This window comes from Arthrobacter mobilis (assembly GCF_012395835.1).
GTDB lineage: Bacteria > Actinomycetota > Actinomycetes > Actinomycetales > Micrococcaceae > Crystallibacter > Crystallibacter mobilis.
The window spans coordinates 74,032-94,620 of the sequence record NZ_JAAZSQ010000001.1 but is presented as its reverse complement, the minus strand read 5'-3'; the positions used below and the strand labels follow the sequence as shown (position 1 = coordinate 94,620).

Below are 20,589 nucleotides of genomic sequence, written 5' to 3'. Positions count from 1 at the left end.
CCTGCTTCCGGAGCACCGCCGCACCGGGAACTCATCGTTTGGGGGATGAATGAGAGTTGAATTCGGCTGGTTCCTGGACCGTGCTCCGTGGGCCTTCCAGTCCCCCGGGCTGAACGCGGTCCGGGTGGGGCGGGAAGGGCTGACCAAGCTGCTCCAGACCCGTCTGGGCACCACCCGGCCCGAACTGCCGGATTCCTACGTGACACGCGTACAGCAGTACCTGGCACGGCTGCAGGCGGCGGACACCCCCGATTCGTGGTTCCACGGCTCGTTCGAGGTGGATCCGTGGTCCACGGCGCAGGAACTGCTGCGGGCCCGCGACGAACTGGTGGCCAACGGCTGGGACGGGACCCTGCCGGACGGGAAAGTCTCCGAACTGATGCGCTGCCTGGCGGAGCTGGAACGGGCCGGGCTGCCGCTGGACCCGGCCCTGGTGGATGATATTGCCGCGCTGCCCGACGCGCTGGACTCGCCGCTGCCGCTGGGCATCGAGGTGATCGAGCTGCAGCATCCCCTCGGCACGCTGCCGGAGATCTGGCGGCGGATCCTGGCGAAGCTGGAGTCCCGGGGCGTGCGGATCATCGAACCTGAGAACGGATTCCGGCAGCCTCCGCGGATCACGGTGCTGGAGGCCGAGACCGAGTGGGAGGCGGCCGAGCACGCCGCCCGCTGGCTGGCGGCCGGCGGCGCCGAAAGAGCGGCAGTAAGCGCCGGCACCGCCGTCGTCGCTTCGCAGCCGACCGGCGTGCTGGACCAGCATCTGGCCGGGCACGGCCTGCCGCGGCTCGGCGTGGGCAGCAAGTCCGCATGGCGGGCGCAGGACCAGATCATCCCGCTGTTCCTGGAGGTCATCTGGGGCCCGGTCAATGTGCAGCTGCTGGGCGAGTTCCTCTCCCTGCCGGTGTACCCGGGCCCGGTGCGGGCCAAGGCGGCCCGGGCGCTCCAGAAGGCGCTGGCCGAGGAGCCGGGCACCGGCGGCCCGGCCTGGCAGCAGGCCCTCCAGGAGATCGCCGGGGAAGCCGAGCTTGGTCCGGAGCTGGCCGCTGAGCTGGACGGCCTGTTCTCCACCGGCCTGCTGCTGGAGGACAGCAACGTTTCCGGCGCCGAGCTCGCCGGCAAATGCGAATGGCTGGCCGGGCGCCTCGCGGCCCTGGTCCCGGTCAACGAACCGCTGGCCACGACGGCGGACCAGCTGAAGACGCTGCTCACACTGGTCTCCGGCCTGCCGCGGGTCTCCCGACGGGACCTGCGCCGGATGGCCGCCTCCGTGGTCGCGGAGACCTCCAGCCCGCTGGCCGCGGCCGAGGCGGCGCCGTGGCTGCGGCTGAACCACCTCAACGAACTGATGGACGACGTCGAGGACGTGCTGTGGTGGGGTTTCCAGGCCGGCACCATCTCCCCCGGCCGCCGCTGGGACGACGGCGACCGGCAGGCGCTGGCGGGCATCGGCGTCGAGCTTCCCTCGGCCGAAAGCCTCGCGGCCCTCACCGTGGCCCAGACGCTGGCCGCCGCGCGCCGCTGCCGGAACCTGCTGATCGTCCAGGTCCGCCAGCAGGACGGCGAGCGCGTGGACGGCAATCCGCTGCTCGAGGCCCTGGTCGCCGACCAGCCCGGGCAGACCGGCGAGGACGGCACGCCGCTGTCCATCGCGGACCGGGTCAAGGCCCGCAAGGTAGCGCCGGAGACCCTGCTCGAGGGTGATACCTGGCAGCTGGCCGGCCGGCAGGCCCGGCTGGTGCCGGTGCCAGCCTGTGAAACCACGGTGCCGCCGTCGTCCTTCGATCTTGGCCCGCGCCCGGACCTGGCCCCGGAGAAGCTCTCCTTCAGCCAGCTGTCCACCCTGATCGGCTGTGCGCTGGCCTGGGTGCTGGAGAAGAAGGCCAGGCTCCGGGTGGCGGAGGCGGACGAGGTGCCCACGGGCAACCGGATGATCGGTACCTTCACCCACAAGGTGGTCGAGGAGCTGCACCGGGACCTGCAGCAGGCGCACCGGGCGGTGCCGGTGCCCGAGGAGATCGACGCGAAGATCGACCTGCTGCTGCCGCGGATGGCCTCGGAGCTGCTGCTGCCGGGCCAGCAGAGCCGGCTGAAGCACCTGCGCGTCATTGTGCAGGAGTCGGTGCTGAAGTTCTTCAGCACGCTGAGCAAGGCCGGTGTCGCCATCCAGGCGATGGAGCAGGACTTCGAGAAGCCGCTGGTCCTGGACGTGGACGGCACCGAAGTGACCGTCCCCGTGACCGGCAAGGCCGACGTCGTCGGGATCGATACCGAGGGCCGGCGCGTGGTGGTGGACCTGAAGTGGAGCAACCGGGACAAGTACCGGGTGGCCGAGGTGCGCGAGGGCAAGGCCGTGCAGCTGGCGCTGTACCAGTGGGCGCTCGACGACGACGGCGCGGCACCGGAGGCGCCGACCGCCTACTACCTGCTCAAGCAGGGAACGTTCGCCTCCACGCATGCCGCCTTCGGCAATCCGCTGGAGGCGGCCCAGCCGCCGGCGATGCTGTGGCAGAAGACCGTGGCGGCGGCGTCGTTCACGGTCACCGAAGTGGTCAACGGCCGGATCACCGCCGGTCCGCGGCTCGATGCCGAACTGGCCGCCGCGGGCGAGCCGTACGGTGAGGAACTGGCCGAAGCGGAGGGCCGGCACTACGGGAAACCGCCGTGCAATTTCTGCAACTTCACCACGCTGTGCGGACTCAAGGGGGACTTTTCGTGAACGCGCTGGAGAACGTCACCATGGTGTCCGCCAGCGCGGGCACTGGCAAGACCTACACCCTGACCCGGATCATCGCCGAAAAGATCGCCGCAGGCGTGCCGGCCTCGGGCATCATGGCCACCACCTTCACCAAAAAGGCCGCCGGCGAGCTGCGCGAGCGCATTGCCGCCAAGCTGCTGGACGCCCCGGACGGCAGCCAGGACCCGGTCCGGCTGCGCAATGCCGCGCAGCAGCTGTCCGTGAGCCTGATCGGCACGGTCAACAGCGTCTGCGGCCGGCTGCTGACCGAATACGCGATCGATGCCGGCCTCTCCCCCGCCCTGGACGTGATCGCCGAGGAGGAGCAGGCGGCCCTGTTCCGGCTGGCCACCGACGGGGTGCTCGCCGAGTACTCGGACCGGATCCTGCCGGCCGCCCGGCGGCTGAGCCAGCTCGACGACGACGGCGGCTGGGACGCCACCGTGCGCCGGATCTGCGACGCGGCACGGAACAACATGCTTTCCCCGGCGGATTTGGCTGGCTGCGGGGAGCGGTCCTGGGAAGGGTTCCGCCAGCTGCTGGACGAGCCGGCGGAGACCGACGAGCGGGCGGAGTGGCTGCGGCAGTTCAGGCAGCTGCTGCCCGGACTGGTCTCCGCGGCACGGACCGGGGTGGACGCTGACGGCAAGGCGGTCAAGACCACCGCCGCCAACTTCGCGGCCAAGTGGCCGGTAGTCAACGACAGGATCTCCGCCCTCGGCGCGCCCGACAGCATTGCCTGGGAGCAGTGGCGCGGCCTGGTCCCCTCGGACAGTTCCGCCTGGATCAAGCGGCACTTCGAAGGCCCCGTCACCGCGGTCAAGGAAAACCTGCTGGCCAACCCGGCCTTCCACCACGACGTCGAGCAGTTCATTCGGCTGGTCTTCGAGTGCGCCGCCGAATGCCTGGAAACTTACAAAAATTTCAAGCGCCGGCACGGGCTGATGGACTTCGTGGACCAGGAAACCCTGGTCGTCGGGCTGGCCCGGAACAACCAGGCCTTCCGCGATTCCTTCCGGCAGCGGGTGAAGTTCCTGGTAGTGGACGAGTTCCAGGACACCAGCCCGCTCCAGCTGGAGCTGTTCCTGCAACTGGGCCGGCTGGTGGACGAATGCGTGTGGGTGGGCGATCCCAAGCAGGCGATCTACGAGTTCCGCGGCACCGACCCGGAGCTGATGAACGCCGTCGTCGCCAACGTCGACAAGACCGAGCGGCTGCACGAGTCCTGGCGCTCACAGCAGGCGGTGGTGGACCTGTCCAACGCCGTGTTCGAACCGGTGTTCGCCGCCGTGGGCATGCCCCGGGAAGCCGTGCACCTGGACCTGCCCTCCGCCCATGCGCACTGGCCGCAGGGCAGCCTTGAAGCCTGGCTGCGGGAGCAGCGCAAGGACGGGGACCGGCTCGCCGCCACGGCCGCCGGCGTCGCCGACCTGCTCACCCGCCGCCCGGAACTGCGGCCCGCCGACGTCGCCGTCCTGGCCCGCTCCAACGACGACGTCGCCAACCTCGCCGCCGCGCTGGACGCCCTGGGCATCCGCACCAGCCTCAATCCGAATCCGCTCTTCGCCGCCCGCGAGATCCAGCTGGCCCGGGCCGCCATGGCCTTCGTGGCCGACGCCCGGGACACCGTGGCGCTGACCGAAATCGTGGCCCTGCATCCCGGGCACGGCGCACACGCGGACTGGCAGCCCACGCTGCTCGGCGCCACCGTGCCCGACGGCATCCTCGAGACTTGGGCCCAGGACCCGGTCGCCGCCGTCCTGGCCGGGCTGCGCGAGCGCGCCGGCCGGGCCACACCCACCGAGGTGTTCGAGGAGGCTGTCAGCCTGCTGGGACTGCCCGAGCTGATCAAGTCCTGGACCATGCCGGCCACCCGGCTGCGGAACCTGGACGCCTTCCGCGCCTGCCTGAACACCTACTACGAAGCCTGCAAGGCGCTGAAGACGCCGGCCACCCTGCGCGGCTGCCTGCGCTTCCTGGCCGACGAGGAGGCGCAGGGCGCCGAGAACTCCGGCGACGACGTCGTCCACGTGATGACCTACCACAAGGCCAAGGGGCTGGAATGGCCGGTGGTGGTGCTGGAAAGCCTGGACAAAGGCCCCGGGGCCGGCGCCTTCGGCACTGCTGTTGAGCAGTCCGGCAGCTTCGACGTCAACCACCCGCTGGCCGGGCGCTGGATAAGGTTCTGGCCCAAGCCCTTCCCCTACGGCGGCTCGCCGCTGGACGAACGGGCGAAAGCCTCGGACGTGCACGCCCGCGCCGAGGAGCGCGAACGCCGGAACCTGTCCCGGCTGATGTACGTGGGCATGACCCGCTCCATCCAGACCACCGTACTGACCGCCCAGACGCCGGCGCCGAAGGGGCTGAACCTGCTGGGCGTCCCGGACCTGATCTCCTGGTCCGGCTCGGATGATGACGGCGCCATCCATGTCGCCGGCAGCGAGTCCCTGCCCGCCGGCGTCTACTCCTACGAGCCAGGCCAGCCGGCCGGCGGAGCCGGGGACACCGCCGTCGTCCGCTACACAGACGCCGCCCCGCGCATCACCGGCGTCGAATACCCGCCCGCGCGGATCCGGGCCAGCAAGGCCTCCGACGCCCCGGACGCCGCGGTCCTGGAGAAAACCCATCTCGGCGAGCGGCTCATCGAGCACGGCGCCGCCGGCTGGGACACCGTCGGCTCCGCCATCCATACCTACCTCGGCACCGCCTACGAAACCCTCTCCCCCGATGCCCAACTCGGCCTGGCCAAGCAGATCATCGACCGCTGGAACGTCGGCGAACACGTCACCGCGGACCTGCTCGTCACCGCCGGCGGGCGGCTGGCAGGGTTCCTCGCGGCCGCCTATCCCGGCGCTCCCCTGCTTCGGGAAGTGCCCATCGGCTGGCGCAATGACGCCAACCAGGTCATGGAAGGCTGGATCGACCTGCTCGTGGACACGGCGGACGGCTACGTGCTGATCGACCACAAGAGCTACCCCGGCACCGATCCCGCCGGGCACATCAAGGACAGGTACCTGGGCCAGATGGCGGCCTACCGCGAAGCGGTCCTCGCCACGACCGGCACGCCGGTGGTCGAGACGCTGATCCATCTGCCGGCGCTGGGAAAGATCTACGCACTGGCTTAGAGGTGGTTTCAATAGGGCCGGTCAGCGCGTCCGCAGAGGATCGCGTTGGCGGCCGTCGGTGTCGAAGTTGGCGGGGTCGAGCCACTTCTCGAACGCGTCGCGCACGGGCGGCCAGTCGTGGTCGGTGAGGGCGTACCAGGCGGTGTCGCGGTTGCGGCCCTTGTAGACGACCACTTGGCGGAATGTGCCTTCGTAGGTGAAGCCGAGGCGTTCGGCGGCCTTGCGGGAGGGTTCGTTGAGGCTGTCGCATTTCCACTCGTACCGGCGGTACCCGAGATCGTCGAAGGCGTACCGCATGAGCAGGAACTGCGCTTCGGTGGAGGCCGGGGTGCGCTGAAGGGCGCGGGAGAAGACGACGTACCCGACCTCGATGACCCCGTTGGCAGGGTCGTGCCGCATCAGCGAAAGGGTGCCGAGTGCACGGCCGGTGGCGTTGTCAATGACGGCGTAGTGCCGGGGGTCGCGGGTCTTCGCCGCGGCAATCGCCCAGTCGCGGTAGGACCGCGGCGTGGGGAACGGCCCGACCGGCAGGTACGTCCAGTCGCGGGCGTCGGGCGCGGCCGCGTAGGCGGCATAAAGGTCCTCGGCGTGCCGGTCGGGATCGAGAAGTTCAAGCGTGCAGTACCGTCCCGGAACCGTCACCGCATCCGGGAGCCCAGCCGGTGCCCAGTCCGGGACCGGATCACCGAGGGGCTGCCCGTACGCGTTCGTCGTCGTCATCGGGGTTCCTTCCCCGCGGCTCACGAGCTGGCCGGTGCGGCGTCGTAGGTGACCCAGTGGGTGCGGGCCGCGACCTGGTCGTAGAGCGCCTGGGCCTGGTGGTTGTCGTCCGCGGTGATCCACCGCACGACCGAGCGCCCTTCCGATCCTGCGATCCCGGTGAGCCGCTGGATCAGCGCACGCGCGGCTCCCCTGCCCCGGGCTTCGGGTGCGGTGAAGAGGTCATCGAGCCAGATGCCGACAGTGCCGGTGGAGGGGCGCGGGAAGCGGCGGTAGTGGCCGATCGCCACGATGCCGTCCGCGGACTCGGCAACCAGAGCCTGGCATTCGTGCCCGGGGTCCATGAGCCAGCCCCACACCCGCGAGACGACGTCCTCGGATTCGTCCAGGCGGTAGAAGTCGCGGTAGCCGCGGAACAGCTCGCGCCAGCGAGGTTCGTCGGAGGGATCGAGCGGACGGACGGAAACGGTCGGGGTATCAGTCATGAGCGGTGTGGATCTTTCTGGACTCTCGTAGTGGCATGCGGCGTGGGCAGCGGGGCCTGACCGGCCTTGTGCTGCCGCGCTTCCACGGTACGAACGTTTCCGGTCCGGCAGCAATGCCGGAAAAAGACCAAAAAGTTAGACCAGTAAGATGAGGATATGCGCCATGCGTTCCCGATGAACCTCGTGCTCCAGACCGCGCGGCGACCCGGGCACACCGCGCGCGAACATCTGACTGAACAGTTGCGGGCCGCGCTGCTGTCGGGGCAGGTGGCCGCACGCGATCCGCTGCCCTCAACCCGGGCCCTTGCGGCGGCGATGGGGGTCTCACGCGGCACCGCCGTCTCGGTGTACGAGGACCTGGCCGGGGAAGGGTACGTCGTCAGCGTGCCAGGCTCCGGCACCTTCGTGGCGGACGACCTCCCCGCCACCGGAGCGCAGCCCGCACCTGTCCAGCCGAAGCGGGCACGGAGGGACCACAATGCTTCCCCGCCTGACCGCGCTTCCGAGATGATCAATCTGTCGCCGGGGAGCCCGTCGACCAGCTTTCAGACGAATCGCGACTGGGTGGCGGCCTGGCGCAACGCGGTCAAACGCGAGATGCCCTCCCTTCCGCCGGCGCCTGCGGGCGATGAGGGTCTGCGTTCGCTGATCGCCGATCATCTGCGCGCCGCCCGAGGCGTGCAGTGCAGTGCCGGCGACATCGTGGTGACCGCCGGCACCAGCGACGGCCTCGGACTGCTGCTTCACGGCCTGCGCGCGGAAGGTCCGGCAGGTGCGCGTATCGCAACCGAGAACCCCGGCTATCCCACGGCGCGAAAGGTGATCACCCACCTCGGAGCAACCCCGGTCCCGATCCCGGTCAAAGACGGCGGCATGGACCCGGACGCGCTCGCCCGGGAACCGGGACCGTTCGCCGCAGTGCTGCTCACCCCGAGCCACCAGTACCCACTGGGTGGCAGGCTGCCGGTCGCGGCACGTCTGGCAATGCTCGCATGGGCGAACGACACGGGCGCAATCATCCTCGAGGACGACTACGACAGCGAGTTCCGGCACGGCGCACCATCGCTGCCCGCCATCGCCTCCCTCGACGGCGGGCACCAGGTCGCGCTGATCGGCAGCTACTCCAAGACACTCACCCCCTGGCTGCGCTGCGGCTACCTCGTGATCCCGGACCCCGGTCTGCGCGCACGGGTCCTCGATGTCCGCAAGACCCTCGGGCAGCCCGTGTCCGGTCTCATCCAGACGGCCCTCGCAGAGTTTCTGCGCAATGGCGGCCTGCGTCGTCATCTGGTCCGCGTCGGGCGGGAGTACGCACACCGGCGTTCCCTCGTCATCGCCGCTACCGCCAACCTCGCCCCGCACATCCGGCTGGACGCGATCGAGGGCGGCCTGCACGCCGCCCTCTCCTGGGAGGACGGGAAACCCGCCGAACACATCGTCACGCTCCTCGCCGAACGCGGCATCCAGGTCGCCCCACTCGGGACCTACTACCACCCCGGCACCCAGCCACGGCGGAACGGCATCGTGTTCGGCTATGGCGCTCCGACCGACCTGCAGCTGCGGCTCGCCCTGCAGGAGATCGCCACCGTCCTCAACACCGGTTAGCCACCGGGTGTCCAATGGCGACATCGACGGAGACTGGCCCGCCCCCTTCCCGGGGCGGGCCATCGCCGCACAGGGCTAGGGTGGACGTATGCGTACGGATTTCAGTCCCGAAGAACTCCCCTCCCGCGACTTCTACCGGCTGCTGACCGCCGTCGTCGTGCCCCGCCCCATCGCCTGGGTCTCGAGCACCTCCGCCGACGGCGTGGACAACCTGGCGCCGCACTCGTTCTTCACCGTGTCCTCGGTGAATCCACCGATCGTGCAGTTCACCTCCGTGGGCGAAAAGGACTCCCTGCGCAATATCGTGGCCACGGGCGAGTTCGTAGTGAACCTGGCTCCGGCCGGCCTGATCGAGGAGGTCAACGCGACGGGGACGAACTTCCCGCCGCACGTGAGCGAGTTCGACGCCGCCGGGCTGACCCGTGAGCCCAGTGCCACAGTGAAGCCGCCGCGGGTGAAGGAATCCCCCGTGGCGCTGGAGTGCAGGCTCCACCAGACGCTGGCCATGGGCGACTGCACCCTGGTGTTCGGCGTCGTCACCCATGCCGCCGTCGCCACGGAGGTGCTGGACGGCAGCCACCCGCGCATCGACCAACTGGAGCCGCTGTCGCGGCTGGGCCTGGATGAGTGGGCCACGCTGGGCGACATCCATGAGCTCCAGCGCATCCGGCAGGCCGACTGGCCGGGCCCGTTCAAGCCGAAGACCGGCGAGCAGGACTCCTAGGACAAAGAAAGCGGGTGTCCGGACAGATTGTCCGGACACCCGCTTTCTCCGCATTAAGTTCCCGGCGCTTAGCCGATGCCCAGCTGGACGAAGACGAACCAGACGAGCAGCGGAACGATGCCGATCATGGCGATCGCCCAGAGCAGCAGCGCCCGGAAGAACAGGCGCTCGTCCTTCGGCTGCGCGCTGGCCATGAGCAGGGCGCCGCTGGTGGACATCGGGCTGACGTCCACCACGGAGGAGCTGATGGCGATGGCGGTCACGACGCCGATGGGCGTCAGCAGCGGATCCATGGCGATCGGGGTGACGATCGGGCTGATCACGCCCAGGGTCCCGGTGGTGGAGGCAAAGGCGGAGACGATACCGACGACGTAGCTGGTGATCAGGGCGGCCACGGAGCTGTTGCCCAGGCTCGCGATGCCGGCCTGCAGTTCTTCCAGCGCGCCCATCGCCTCGAGCATGCCCACATAAGTGACGATGCCGGTGACCAGGATGATGGCCGACCAGGGCATGCTCTCCACGGCGGGCTTCTGCACGCCGGGATCGACGATGATCAGGGCCAGGGCGATGACCAGGGACGCCACGCCGACATCCAGGCCCGCAACGGTGGTCAGGACCAGGAGCGCGCCCAGACCTGCCAGGGTCAGCAGCCGGATCGGCGTGACGGCGACCTTCTCCGGCGCCGTCTTGACCACGGTGGCGGGCGGCGCCGGTGCCGTGGCCACCGCCGTCGCGGTGCCGCCGCCGGTGTGGGGCACGCCGGCGCCGCCCAGGGAGGGGGCCGTCCCCGCAGGACCGGTTTTGGTCCCCTCCTGCCGCGCTGCCCGCCGCTTCATGATGGCTTGGACCAGGACGTAGGCGACGATGGCGAGCACCGCGTTGAAAACAAAGCAGTACACGTACAGCTTCAACGAATCCTGCGAGGCACCGGCGTCGTCGAGCATGACGTTCGCCAGCACGCCGAACGGGTTCACCGGCGAGAACGCACCGGCGTTGGCGCCCTGGACGATCACCAGGCCCATGGCCAGGGTGCTGATGCCGAACCGGGTTCCCAGGGCCAGGGCCACGGGGGCCACGATCGCGATGGCGGCCGGGGTGAAGGCACCGGCCGAGGCCAGGGCGGCCGTGAGCAGGAACATCAGCACGGGCACCAGGAATTTCCGGTTCCCGGCCAGCCGTTCAGCCCAGTAGGCCAGCAGGTCGATCGTGCCATTGATCCGAACGATCGCGAAGAGCAGGGTCGCGCCGACGAGGATGAAGAACAGTCCGGCGGGGAACTGCCCGATGACCTCCTTGATCGGCATCCCCGCGACCAGGGTTCCGACGCCGAAGGCCGCCACCGTGGCCATGAGCCCGGCGTTGATCCGGGTGAAGGAGCCTATCGCGAAGGCCGCGATGAGGACGATGAAAGCGATGAGGGAAAGCGACACAACGGCACCCCTTTAGATCCGGGTGGGCAGCTTGCTGCCGGCACCGGCCAGCAGGCTGCCGGCGCCGGGGATGGACGGTTCGTGGTCGAGCGACTTCAGGATTTCGTAGGCCGTGGCAGTCGCGGCGGTGATGACCGGCAGACCCAGCTCGTCCTCGACGGCCTGGACGGCCGGCAGCGAGGGCATCTGCACGCAGGCGGACAGGACGATTGCCTCGGCCCCTTCGCGCTGCAGGTTCCGGGCGATTTCCGGCAGGTTCTGCGGGTCCAGGCAGCCGACGGCGAGATTGTCGGCGACCTCGAGGCTGACGGCGTCGAGGACCTCGATGCCGGCGCCTTCGATGTATTCGCGGACCATCTGGGTCAGCGGCTTCATGTATGGGGTGACCATGGCAATCCGGCGGACGCCCATTTCCTGCAGGGTCCGGACCAGAGCGCCGGCGCTGCTGGTGACCGCTGCCGGGTGGCCGTTGTCCTCGGCTGCCTTCGCGATCACGGCTTCGGAGTCCACGTGGGCGTTCGGGCCCTGCGCCATGACTGCCACCAGGCAGGCGTAGGCGATGGCGTCGACGTCGGCATCCGAGACGGCCGCCGCGCAGTCCGCGGCCTTGCCCACCATGGCCAGCAGTTCTTCCTTGTTCACGTTCTTCATGCCGGCCCGCGCCGAATGGAAGGTGTAGCGGTGGCCGGTGGCCTCGGACTGGCGGCGGAACAGCTCGGGCAGCTCGGTCTCCATGGTGGTGTTCGAGCTGGGAACGATCAGGCCGATCCTGGACAGGCCTTCCGGCTTCCGGACAGGGGCGGTTTCGCATGCAAGTTCAGGGGTGCTCATCAATCTCTCCACGGGCGTGTGACGGTGCCGTCACTACTGAAGTTCAAAACCCACTTTGTGGGATCGCCACCCATAATGCGGGTTTCTCCGGTAGCATGTCAACTGGATCACATGCGGCGGCCGCTGGCAGGCCGCCCGGTGGCAGGGACGGGCAATGGCTAAACTAGCGACGCACTCAGAGTGGAATCGAAAGGCAGGGGCAGCGCCGTGACGGCCGAAAACAGCAGTGGGGCAGCACCGATCCTGGTCCTGCACAAGGTCACGGAAATCCTCAACTGCTTTTCCATCGAGGCACCGGATCCGACCTTGCAGCAGATCATCCGCAAGACCGGGCTGCCGTCCAGCACCTGCCAGCGGCTGGTGCAGAACATGGTCCGGGAAGGGTTCCTGGACCGCGACGGCGACAGGTACCGCATCGGCATCGGCCTGGTCCGCTGGGCGGCGCCGGGAACGGTGGGGCTGGATGTGGCCCGGCTGGTCAAGCCCATCCTGCAGCAGCTGCGGGACGAGACCGGGGAGAGCGCCTGCTTCTACGTCCGGGACGGCGCCTTCCGGACGATTGTCGCCGTGGCCGAAACCCGCCACGTGGTAATGCGGCCCTTCATGGTCGGACAGGTCATGCCGATCCATGCCGGCGCCCCGGGAAAGATCTTCCTGGCCTTCGACCCGGAGGCGCGGAAAGTCCTCGAAGGCTCGGAGCTTCCGGCCTTCACCAACTTTACGCCCAGCACTTTGGCACAGCTTGATGCCCAGATCGAGGAAGCCAGGGCCCAGGGCTACTTCGCGGCCTTCGGTGAACGCCACGAAGACGTCGGCTCGATCAGCGCCCCGGTGTTCGACCACAAGGGGAACCTGGCCGGCGCCCTGGGCCTGGGCTTCCCCACCCAGCGCGTACGGCCCGCGGACGTGCAGCGCCTCGGCCCGAGGGTGGCCCAGGCCGCCTACGAAGCCAGCACAGCCCTGGGCTACGACGCCCACGCGGCCGCGCTGGAACATGCGCGCCGGACGAAATAAGCCGAAAGCCGCCGCTGCTGCTGACCGGAACAACCCGGGCGGCTAGGATTGCCGCATGTCCCCCCGCAAAGACGTCGTCGAAGCCTACATCGAAGGGTTCCGGCGCGGCGACCATGAGCTGATCCTCTCCTGCCTGACCGAGGACGTGGTCTGGGTGCTGCACGGCTACACCACGCTGACCGGCAAGGACGCGTTCGACAAGGAGATCGAGAACGCCGCCTTCACCGGCAAGCCCACGCTGACCATCGACCAGCTGATCGAGGAGGGCGACACCGTGGTCGCCGTCGGCAGCGGGCAGGCCGACCGGCGCGAGGGCGGGACGCTGAACTTCGTGTTCAGCGACGTCTTTACCTTCACCGGCCACAAGATCAGCCGGCTCGAAACCTTCCAGGTCAACCTGGACTGACAGGCGGGGCCACAAGCCGCCGGTTCAGCTGCCCGTGTCCAGCCGGAGGATCCGGGCCAGGCGCAGGCGTTCGGCGGCCGAGGCCCATGACTGCCTCCGGTCCAGCTTCTTCACCGTCGCGCCGTTGAAATCCGGGTAGCGGGACTTTCCGGCCAGGATGCTGTTCAGGAAGAAGGCCAGATTGGCATTCCCCGGCGAGCCGGCCGGGGCGGAGCCGGGCCCCAGGAAGGCCTCGCCGAAGCTGCTCAGCGGCACCATGCTCCCTGGCAGGACGTTGCCGGTGGAGGTGGTCAGGCGCTGGTTCCCGCGGCCGTCCCTGGTGTTCAGCAGGGCAACCAGCCCCGTGTTCAGCCGCCGGGAAAGTTCCGTGCGGCTCGCCGCCAGCTTCGGATCCTCCAGCACCAGCCGCCCGTACAAAGCCGATACGAGCGCCGAGGCAATCACCTCCTCGGCAACGACCACCTCCGGCCCCTGGTGCAGAGTCTCATGGGCCAGGGCCACCCCGAGCAGGCGGAAGTTTTCGAAACGGTACCGCTCGTTGACCACAATCATCGGACGGCCGCGGCCGTCGGTGACCACCTGGGCGACGGCGCTTGGCTCCGGTGTCCTGCCAAAACAGACCTTCCGGAAGACTCCCCGGCGGATGGCGGCAATGCTCCCCTGCCCCGGAGTCCCCGCGAGCGAGGTGAGTGCCGCCCGCAATACCGGCTCCTGGACGACGGTGGAGACATCCAGGTCCCTGAACACCTGCAGCCTGTGGTCCATGGCCACGCCTCCGCGGGTCTGCAGGAGCCGGCGGAGCGAGGCTGCCAGCTGCTGTGCGGTGCACCAGTGCGGAGCCTCCGGGACCATCGCGGGTCCCTGCGGGTAGGAGCGGGTATCCAGCAGTCCGACGTCGGTGGGCGCGAACGGCGGCCGGCGCAGCTGCCGGAGCGCCGTACGTTCCTTCCGGAACGGACTGTCAACGGTGTACGCAGCGGCCGGCGGCCAGCCCGTGGTGGCCGCCGGCTGTCCTGTTGCTGCCGGCGCCATGCACAGGGCAGTGCTGGACAGATGCTGGAACATACGCCCATCCCCTTTTGCTGGTCAGGTATTTCGCGTCTGTACCTATGGGACCAGTCCGGTCTTGGGAAATCCTGACCCGCTGCCGCGGCCGGGGCCGCCTACTCTCCCGCCGCCAGCGCCTTCCGCCGGGCCTCCAGCCCCTCGACCATCGCGGCCAGCCCGAGTTCGAAGGCCTGTTCCGCGGCCGACCCGGCAGTGCCGGCCGCCGAATGCCGGACCCGCACGGCGGCGTCGAACACCGGCACCTGGTCAGCGAAACCGCCGGTGTCGAACATGTCCTCCGGCGCCACGGCATCCAGCGCGGAGCCGAGGATGAAGTTCTCCAGCGCCACGATGGTGTTGACCACGTCCTCCTCGGGCCAGCCGGCCCCGCGGAACCCGCGCGCGGTCCGCTCGTACATCTGCAGCGTCTGCTCCGCCCCGGTGACCGGCAGGGTGGCCAGCAGCGCAATCGCATACGGGTGCGCGGCGAACGCGCTACGGTAGGACCGCGCCCAGGACATGACGGCCTCGGGCCACGGCAGCACACCGAACGCGGAGGTATCGATCCCCTGCGTCACGTACTCGCGCATCCCGGCCAGGATGTCACTCTTGCCGCCCACGTGGTGGTACAGCGCCGGAGTCTTGACCCCGAGTTCGTCGGCGAGCGCGGCCAGGGTGAATTTGTCCGGCCCCAGCCGGTTCAGCACCTTCAGGGCGGTCACCAGGATCAGCTCGCGGGTCAGTACCCCCTCACTCGGCCGGCCGGCCCGGCGGCGCAGCGCTGCTGGCATTTTTCGCCTCCCTCTTGCGTGTTGCCTCCATCACACCATAGAGTTTCCTGCAGCAAATTTAATTACCTTAAATTTATCGGAGCTTCCATGACCTTGACCATCTTCCATTCCGGCACCATCGCCGCCGATCCTGCCACCGGGCAGGAGGGGCCGACGGCGCTCGCGGTCGCCGACGGCGAGATCGTCGCCGTGGGCGAGGCCGCCCTGACACTGCTGGCCGAGGCGGACGAAACGGTGGATCTGGACGGCGGCTACCTCTCGCCGTCCTTCGCCGACGGCCACGCCCACCCGCTCTTCGGCGGGCTGGAGGACCTCGGCCCGCAGATCCGTTCCTGCCACTCGGTGGAGCAGATCGTCGAGTCCGTCCGGGCCTGGGCGCAGGAAAACCCCGACGCCGAGTGGATCATCGGCGCCAGCTACGACGCCACGCTGGCCCCGGACGGACTGTTCGACGCCGCGTGGCTGGATGCCGCGGTGCCGGAGAGGCCGGTACTGCTGCGCTCCTGGGACTACCACACCATCTGGGTGAACTCAGCGGCGCTGGCCGCCGCCGGCATCGACGCCGAAACGCCGGAACCGGCGCTGGGCCGGATTGTCCGCCGGGCAGACGGCTCCCCGCTGGGCACGCTGATGGAGCCGGGGGCAATCGACCTGGTGCTGGCCGTGACGCCCGGCTTCAGCCTGGAGCAGCGGGTCTCCGCGCTGCAGACCGCCACCGCGAAATACGCCGCGGCCGGGCTGACCTGGATCCAGGACGCCTGGGTGGAGCCGGACAACGTCGAGGCGTACCTGACCGCCGCGGCGCAGGGCCGCCTGAATGCCCGGATCAACCTGGCCTTCCGCGCCGATCCGGTCACCTGGCGGGACCAGCCGGAGGCGTTCGAGGCCGCCCGCCGCCAGGTTGCCGAACTGGACAGCCCGCTGCTGACCGCCGGCACGGTGAAGTTCTTCCTCGACGGCATTATCGAAAGCCGCACCGCCTGCATGCTCTCCCCCTACACGGACGCCCCGGACGACTCGGGCCTGCCGAACTGGGCCACGGACGAGCTGCATGACGCGATGGCGACCTTCGACCGGCTGGGCTTCCAGCTGCACCTGCACGCCATCGGCGACGCCGCGGTGCGCATGGCCCTGGACGGGCTCGAGGAGGTGCAGCGGCGCAACGGCGCACGCGACCGCCGCCCGGTGATCGCCCACCTGCAGGTCATCGACCCGGCCGACATCCCCCGCTTCGCCGAGCTGGGCGTCGTGGCCAACTTCGAACCGCTCTGGGCCTGCGCCGACGACGTCATGCGCCTGCTGACCATCCCCCGGCTGGGCGAGAAGCGCGCGGAACTGCAGTACCCGATCGCCTCGCTGACCCGCGCCGGCGTCCAGGTCTCCTTCGGCAGCGACTGGCCGGTCACCGGACACCATCCGGTGCCCGGACTGGCGACGGCCGTGACCCGGCAGACTCCCGACCACGCCCCCGACGGCGGCTGGCTGCCGAACGAGCGGATCGACGTCGAAACCGCGCTCGCCGCCTACACCTCCGGCGTGGCCTGGCAGGCCTTCGCCGAGGACCGCTGGGGCGCCCTGCGGCCGGGCATGAGCGCGGACCTGGTCTGGCTCGCGCAGGATCCGCGCACCGTCCCGGCAGGCGAGCTCTCCGCCGTCGAAATCCGCGGCACCTGGCTCGCCGGCCGCCCCACCTGGCAGCACAGCTCCTCCCCCATCTCCTCGCCGCGGCCGCTGGCCGCCCGGTAACAGAAAGACGACGATGTCCCTGAACCCCACCCCTGCCGGCACCACCGGCCCCGCCCCCGCCGCGGCGGCCAGCCAGCCGCCGCAGCTCAAGCGCGTGCTCGGCCTCTGGGTCCTGGTCCTGTTCGGCCTGACCTACATGGCGCCGGTGACCGTGTTCACCACCTACGGCCTGGTCACCGACATGACCGGCGGCCATCTGGCGGCCGCCTACGTGGTGGCGCTGGCCACGATGATCTTCACCGCCGTCAGCTACGCCCGGATGTCCCAGGCGGTGCCGGCAGCCGGTTCGGCCTATTCCTACACCCAGCAGACCTTCGGCGGGCATGTCGGCTTCATGACCGGCTGGACGCTCATGCTGGACTACCTGTTCCTGCCGATGATCAACTTCTTGCTGATCGGCATCTACATGAACACGCAGTTCCCGTCCGTGCCCGCCTGGGTCTTCTCCCTCGCCGGCCTGCTGCTGGTGCTGGTCATGAACGCCCTAGGGATCAACTTCGTGGGCAAGTTCAGCGGGGCCATCGTGGCGGTCTCGATGGTCCTGATCGTGGTGTTCGTGGCGCTGTCGGTGAACCAGCTGGCCTCGGCCGGGGCGCCGTCGCTGCTGGAGCCCTTCTCCTTCGCCGACGGCTACGGCCCGATCTTCGCCGGCGCCGCGGTGCTCGCGCTCTCCTTCCTGGGCTTCGACGCCGTGTCCACCCTGGCCGAGGACGCCAAGGATGCCCGGCGCAACGTCCCGCGCGCCATCGTGCTGGCCACCGTCTTCGGCGGCCTGATCTTCATCCTCGTCGCCTGGGTCGGCGCCCTGGTCTTCCCGGACTGGCAGAACTTCACCAACCTGGACTCGGCCGGCGTCGAACTCATGGCCCACGTGGGCGGCACCCTGCTGACCTCGCTCTTCGTGGCCATCTACGTGGCCGGCTGCATCGGCTCCGGCATGACCAGCCAGGTCAGCGTCACCCGCATCATCTACGCAATGGGCCGGGACGGGCTGCTGCCGCAGATCTTCGGCAGGCTCCACCCAAAGTTCGGGACGCCGATGGCGGCGGCGCTGGCGGTGTCCGCCATCTCCCTGCTGTGCCTGGTCATGACGCTGGAGACGGCGGCCTCGATGATCAGCTTCGGTGCGCTCTTCGCGTTCTCGATGGTGAACCTCTCGGTGGTCAAGCACTTCGTCGTCGACCAGCGGCGCCGCTCGGGAGCGGACCTGGTCAAGTTCCTGCTGCTGCCGCTGGTCGGCTTCGGCCTGACCATCTGGCTCTGGACTTCCCTGGCGCCGTCCTCGTTCACGGTCGGCCTGGTGTGGATGGCCGCCGGGCTGCTGTTCCTGGCGTTCCGGACCAAGGGTTTCAGAAAGGCGCCGCCGAAGCTGACCTTCAGCGAGGCGTAGGCGGAATAGGTGAGGTGCCGGGGTGCCGGCAGCGGCTTCGGGCCGCTGCCGGCACCCTTTTGTGTTGCGGCTGCGTGTTGCGGCCCCGCGCGCATTGCCGGAAACTGTCCGGGCCCGCTGCTAAGCTCCTAGACAGCTTCACGAGATGTGGCCGGCCTCCGCGCACCGCGGCGGCAATGCTCCGACACGGCACACACCAACCCCAGACTCACGGGTGGTTCGGATGACGAAGCGGCCCGCGGCCAGCCGGTCCGGGCAAGAGTGGCCCGCCGCGCCGGGCCGTGACGAAGGGAGCTGGCATGCCCAGCAACAACGCCATCCCGCACCACCTGATCTTCGGACAGTCCTCCGGTTGCTCCACCTTCCGACCCGGACACCAGGTCCACTGGATCCAGGCTCAGAAGGCCCTGCGGGACGAGTCCCGACTGCCGGTCGACGTCCATGTTGAACCGGAGCTTGGCCTCGTCCAGTTCGCTGCCCAGGGCGAACCGCGGCTGTTCTGGCACCACAGGGCTGCCCGGCTCGTGGAGATCTTCCAAGGACAGGACGGCGAGGGGATCTGGAGCCCGGAGTTCCGGGCGCTGTCCGTGGCGAGCAACCACGGCAGCCTCGTCTTCAACCTCGCCGGGCTGGAGCAAGTCCGGCCCTGCACCGGCTGACCGGGCTCAGGCTTCTGCGCAGGGCCGGCTTCGCCATGAAGCCGGCCCCTGCTGCTGCCGGTATGCTCCCATGAAACGTATTTCCCCATCAATATCCGGGCGAATTCCGGAATTCCTCCTCGGCTATTGCTGCGTATTTCCCACGCCACTATTCCTACACAAGGGAAAATATTTGCTGACATTAGAACATATGATCGATAGAATAACTGCATGGCCGTCGCCCCGTACGAACCGTCGCAGGAAGCAGCAGACTTCCTCCGTTCGTTGCGGCGCGAATTGCAGGAATTCAGCGAACATTTCCGGAAGGACTGCCTGCTGCTTTCCATCCGGGAATTGGCAGATACCGTGGCCGCAGTGGAAGAACTGTCGACGACGGTAGACCAATTGCAGGTCATTGGCGCACACGCCTTGGAAAAGCAGAACATCGCCGCCGTAGGTGAAACCGGCCGCCGCTTCACCTGGGCCGATCCGGCCGAAGATCATGAGGACAACGGCAGGCGCAGGCAGACCGAGTTCAGGGACACCGCCGAGTACCTGCGCAAGCGCCTGAAGATCAGCCTCGGCGAGGCGCGGCGGCGGCTGCGGCTGGGCGAGAGCACCCTGCCCGCCACCCTGATGAGCGGAGAAGAGGCACCGGCCAGGCTGCCGCAGCTTGGCGCGGCGCTGGCCGGAGGGCACGTCGGCGGGCAGGCAGCCACGCTCATCCGTGACGCCGTCGAGCGGGTCCGGCCTGTGGCCCAGACCGGGGACCTGCAGGCCATGGAACAGATGCTGACCTTGCAGGCCGCCGAGGCCGACGTGGACATCCTCCGTACGGTGATCAAGCGCTGGGAAACAGGCCTGGACCCGGACGGCAAGGAACCCAGCGAGGAATTGCTCCGGGCCAGGCAAGGCGTATTCATCCGGGGAAAACGGAACGGACTGCACCGGCTGGAAATCGCGGCCACGGACGAGCAGTACGAATACCTGGTCACGGTCATGAATACCGCGGCCAATCCGCGGCTGCGCCACACGTTCTCCCCGGAAACCGGAGGCGAAAGCGGCGGCCAGGAGGACAATGCGGGCGGGGGCGGCACCGGTGCGGAAGAGCTGCCGGCTGGAACCGGGGCCCGGGAAGCCCGCGCCGCCGTCGCCGTGGATGCAGCCGGCAATCTACTGCCGGTGCCGGCCGAGCCCACCCGCGCCCAGAAACTGCTCGACGGCCTGGTCGGCGCCTGCCGGATCGCCCTGGCCGCGGACAAACTCCCGGCCACGGGCGGCCACCGCCCGCAGGTCATGATCACCATCGGCTACGAGGACCTGGAGAAGCAGCTCGGTGGGACCGGCCAGGCCGTCTTCGGCGGCCTCGTCAGCGCCAAGACCGTCCGGAAGATCGCCTGCGACGCGGACCTCATTCCGGTGGTCCTCGGCGGCAGGGGCGAAGTGCTCGACGTCGGACGCGCCCAGCGGCTGTTCACCCCGGCCATGCGCCGGGCCCTGGTCGCCCGCGACGGTGGCTGCATCTTCCCCGCCTGCCCGGTCCCGGCCATGTGGACCGAGGCCCACCACGCCAAATGGTGGGAAAAGGGTGGCCGTACCTGCACGGGCAATGGCTGCCTGCTCTGCCCGTTCCACCACCACCTGATCCACGAAGGTGACTGGCAGATCGTCATGCGGGACGGCGTCCCCTGGGTTATTCCGCCTGCCTACGTCGACCCGGAGCGAAAACCCCTGCGGAACAGGTACCGGGACGCCGGCCTGCCTGCGTCCGCCGAACTGCACGTAGCCTGCGAGGCAACCGGTGGCACACTGCCAGCGCCTGAGGTTCCCGCGGAGACCAGCCAGGATCCCCTCCCGGTACCACAGCCGCCGCCCCGGCCCAATCCGCCAGGCTAGGTACGTC

General features: G+C 69.2%; 16 protein-coding genes and 1 riboswitch. Of the genes, 10 read left to right on the top strand and 6 right to left on the bottom strand.

Annotation, left to right across the window (positions count from 1 at the left end):
- The first annotated feature begins 49 nt into the window (after positions 1-49).
- Both HGG74_RS00450 and HGG74_RS00445 read left to right on the top strand, forming a co-directional pair.
- Entirely contained in the window at positions 50-2,716 is a 2,667-nt protein-coding gene (locus HGG74_RS00450) for a RecB family exonuclease (RefSeq protein WP_168484384.1), read from the top strand.
- Positions 2,713-5,859, top strand: coding sequence for a UvrD-helicase domain-containing protein (locus HGG74_RS00445; protein WP_168484383.1), 3,147 nt, complete (start codon positions 2,713-2,715; stop codon positions 5,857-5,859). Before HGG74_RS00450 ends, HGG74_RS00445 begins: the two co-directional genes overlap by 4 nt.
- A 21-nt stretch (positions 5,860-5,880) precedes the next feature.
- Here HGG74_RS00445 and HGG74_RS00440 read toward each other — a convergent pair whose 3' ends face one another.
- Both HGG74_RS00440 and HGG74_RS00435 read right to left on the bottom strand, forming a co-directional pair.
- Positions 5,881-6,579, bottom strand: a complete 699-nt coding sequence (locus HGG74_RS00440; protein WP_168484382.1) for a GNAT family N-acetyltransferase — start codon at positions 6,577-6,579, stop codon at positions 5,881-5,883.
- A gap of 20 nt (positions 6,580-6,599) precedes the next feature.
- Positions 6,600-7,064, bottom strand: coding sequence for a GNAT family N-acetyltransferase (locus tag HGG74_RS00435; protein WP_168484381.1), 465 nt, complete (start codon positions 7,062-7,064; stop codon positions 6,600-6,602).
- A 156-nt stretch (positions 7,065-7,220) separates the two neighbouring features.
- On the opposite strand from HGG74_RS00435, the gene pdxR reads away from it, so the two are divergent.
- Positions 7,221-8,669 (top strand): MocR-like pyridoxine biosynthesis transcription factor PdxR, encoded by a 1,449-nt coding sequence (gene pdxR, locus HGG74_RS00430; protein ID WP_168484380.1) that lies wholly within the window; start codon positions 7,221-7,223, stop codon positions 8,667-8,669.
- 88 nt (positions 8,670-8,757) lie between these two features.
- Positions 8,758-9,393 carry a flavin reductase family protein gene (locus HGG74_RS00425; protein WP_168484379.1) on the top strand — a complete coding sequence of 212 codons (636 nt, stop codon included), beginning with the start codon at positions 8,758-8,760 and terminating at the stop codon, positions 9,391-9,393.
- A gap of 68 nt (positions 9,394-9,461) precedes the next feature.
- On the opposite strand, the gene HGG74_RS22070 is transcribed toward HGG74_RS00425, so the two are convergent.
- Both HGG74_RS22070 and HGG74_RS00415 read right to left on the bottom strand, forming a co-directional pair.
- Positions 9,462-10,823 (bottom strand): SLC13 family permease, encoded by a 1,362-nt coding sequence (locus HGG74_RS22070; protein ID WP_168484378.1) that lies wholly within the window; start codon positions 10,821-10,823, stop codon positions 9,462-9,464.
- A 12-nt stretch (positions 10,824-10,835) separates the two neighbouring features.
- Positions 10,836-11,654 carry a maleate cis-trans isomerase family protein gene (locus HGG74_RS00415; protein ID WP_168484377.1) on the bottom strand — a complete coding sequence of 273 codons (819 nt, stop codon included), beginning with the start codon at positions 11,652-11,654 and terminating at the stop codon, positions 10,836-10,838.
- A 207-nt stretch (positions 11,655-11,861) separates the two neighbouring features.
- On the opposite strand from HGG74_RS00415, the gene HGG74_RS00410 reads away from it, so the two are divergent.
- Both HGG74_RS00410 and HGG74_RS00405 read left to right on the top strand, forming a co-directional pair.
- Positions 11,862-12,668 carry an IclR family transcriptional regulator gene (locus tag HGG74_RS00410; protein ID WP_168484376.1) on the top strand — a complete coding sequence of 269 codons (807 nt, stop codon included), beginning with the start codon at positions 11,862-11,864 and terminating at the stop codon, positions 12,666-12,668.
- Positions 12,669-12,723: 55 nt separating this feature from the next.
- A complete protein-coding gene (locus HGG74_RS00405; RefSeq protein ID WP_168484375.1) occupies positions 12,724-13,074 on the top strand; it encodes a nuclear transport factor 2 family protein in 351 nt (116 codons plus the stop codon).
- Between the two features lie 24 nt (positions 13,075-13,098).
- Here the strand turns inward: HGG74_RS00405 and HGG74_RS00400 are convergent, their stop codons facing one another.
- Complete coding sequence (locus HGG74_RS00400) at positions 13,099-14,139, bottom strand: hypothetical protein (protein ID WP_168484374.1); 1,041 nt, start codon at positions 14,137-14,139, stop codon at positions 13,099-13,101.
- A gap of 98 nt (positions 14,140-14,237) precedes the next feature.
- Positions 14,238-14,912 carry a TetR/AcrR family transcriptional regulator gene (locus HGG74_RS00395; RefSeq protein ID WP_168484373.1) on the bottom strand — a complete coding sequence of 225 codons (675 nt, stop codon included), beginning with the start codon at positions 14,910-14,912 and terminating at the stop codon, positions 14,238-14,240.
- An 87-nt stretch (positions 14,913-14,999) separates the two neighbouring features.
- On the opposite strand from HGG74_RS00395, the gene HGG74_RS00390 reads away from it, so the two are divergent.
- From HGG74_RS00390 to HGG74_RS00375, 4 genes are all read left to right on the top strand, one after another.
- Positions 15,000-16,658: an amidohydrolase gene (locus tag HGG74_RS00390; RefSeq protein ID WP_168484372.1), complete on the top strand. Its 1,659-nt coding sequence runs from the start codon at positions 15,000-15,002 to the stop codon at positions 16,656-16,658.
- A 13-nt stretch (positions 16,659-16,671) separates the two neighbouring features.
- Complete coding sequence (locus HGG74_RS00385; protein ID WP_168484371.1) at positions 16,672-18,048, top strand: APC family permease; 1,377 nt, start codon at positions 16,672-16,674, stop codon at positions 18,046-18,048.
- A 136-nt stretch (positions 18,049-18,184) separates the two neighbouring features.
- Positions 18,185-18,316, top strand: a riboswitch (SAM riboswitch).
- A 31-nt stretch (positions 18,317-18,347) separates the two neighbouring features.
- Positions 18,348-18,707 carry a hypothetical protein gene (locus tag HGG74_RS00380; RefSeq protein ID WP_168484370.1) on the top strand — a complete coding sequence of 120 codons (360 nt, stop codon included), beginning with the start codon at positions 18,348-18,350 and terminating at the stop codon, positions 18,705-18,707.
- Positions 18,708-18,917: 210 nt separating this feature from the next.
- Positions 18,918-20,582: an HNH endonuclease signature motif containing protein gene (locus HGG74_RS00375; RefSeq protein WP_168484369.1), complete on the top strand. Its 1,665-nt coding sequence runs from the start codon at positions 18,918-18,920 to the stop codon at positions 20,580-20,582.
- Positions 20,583-20,589: the final 7 nt, after the last annotated feature.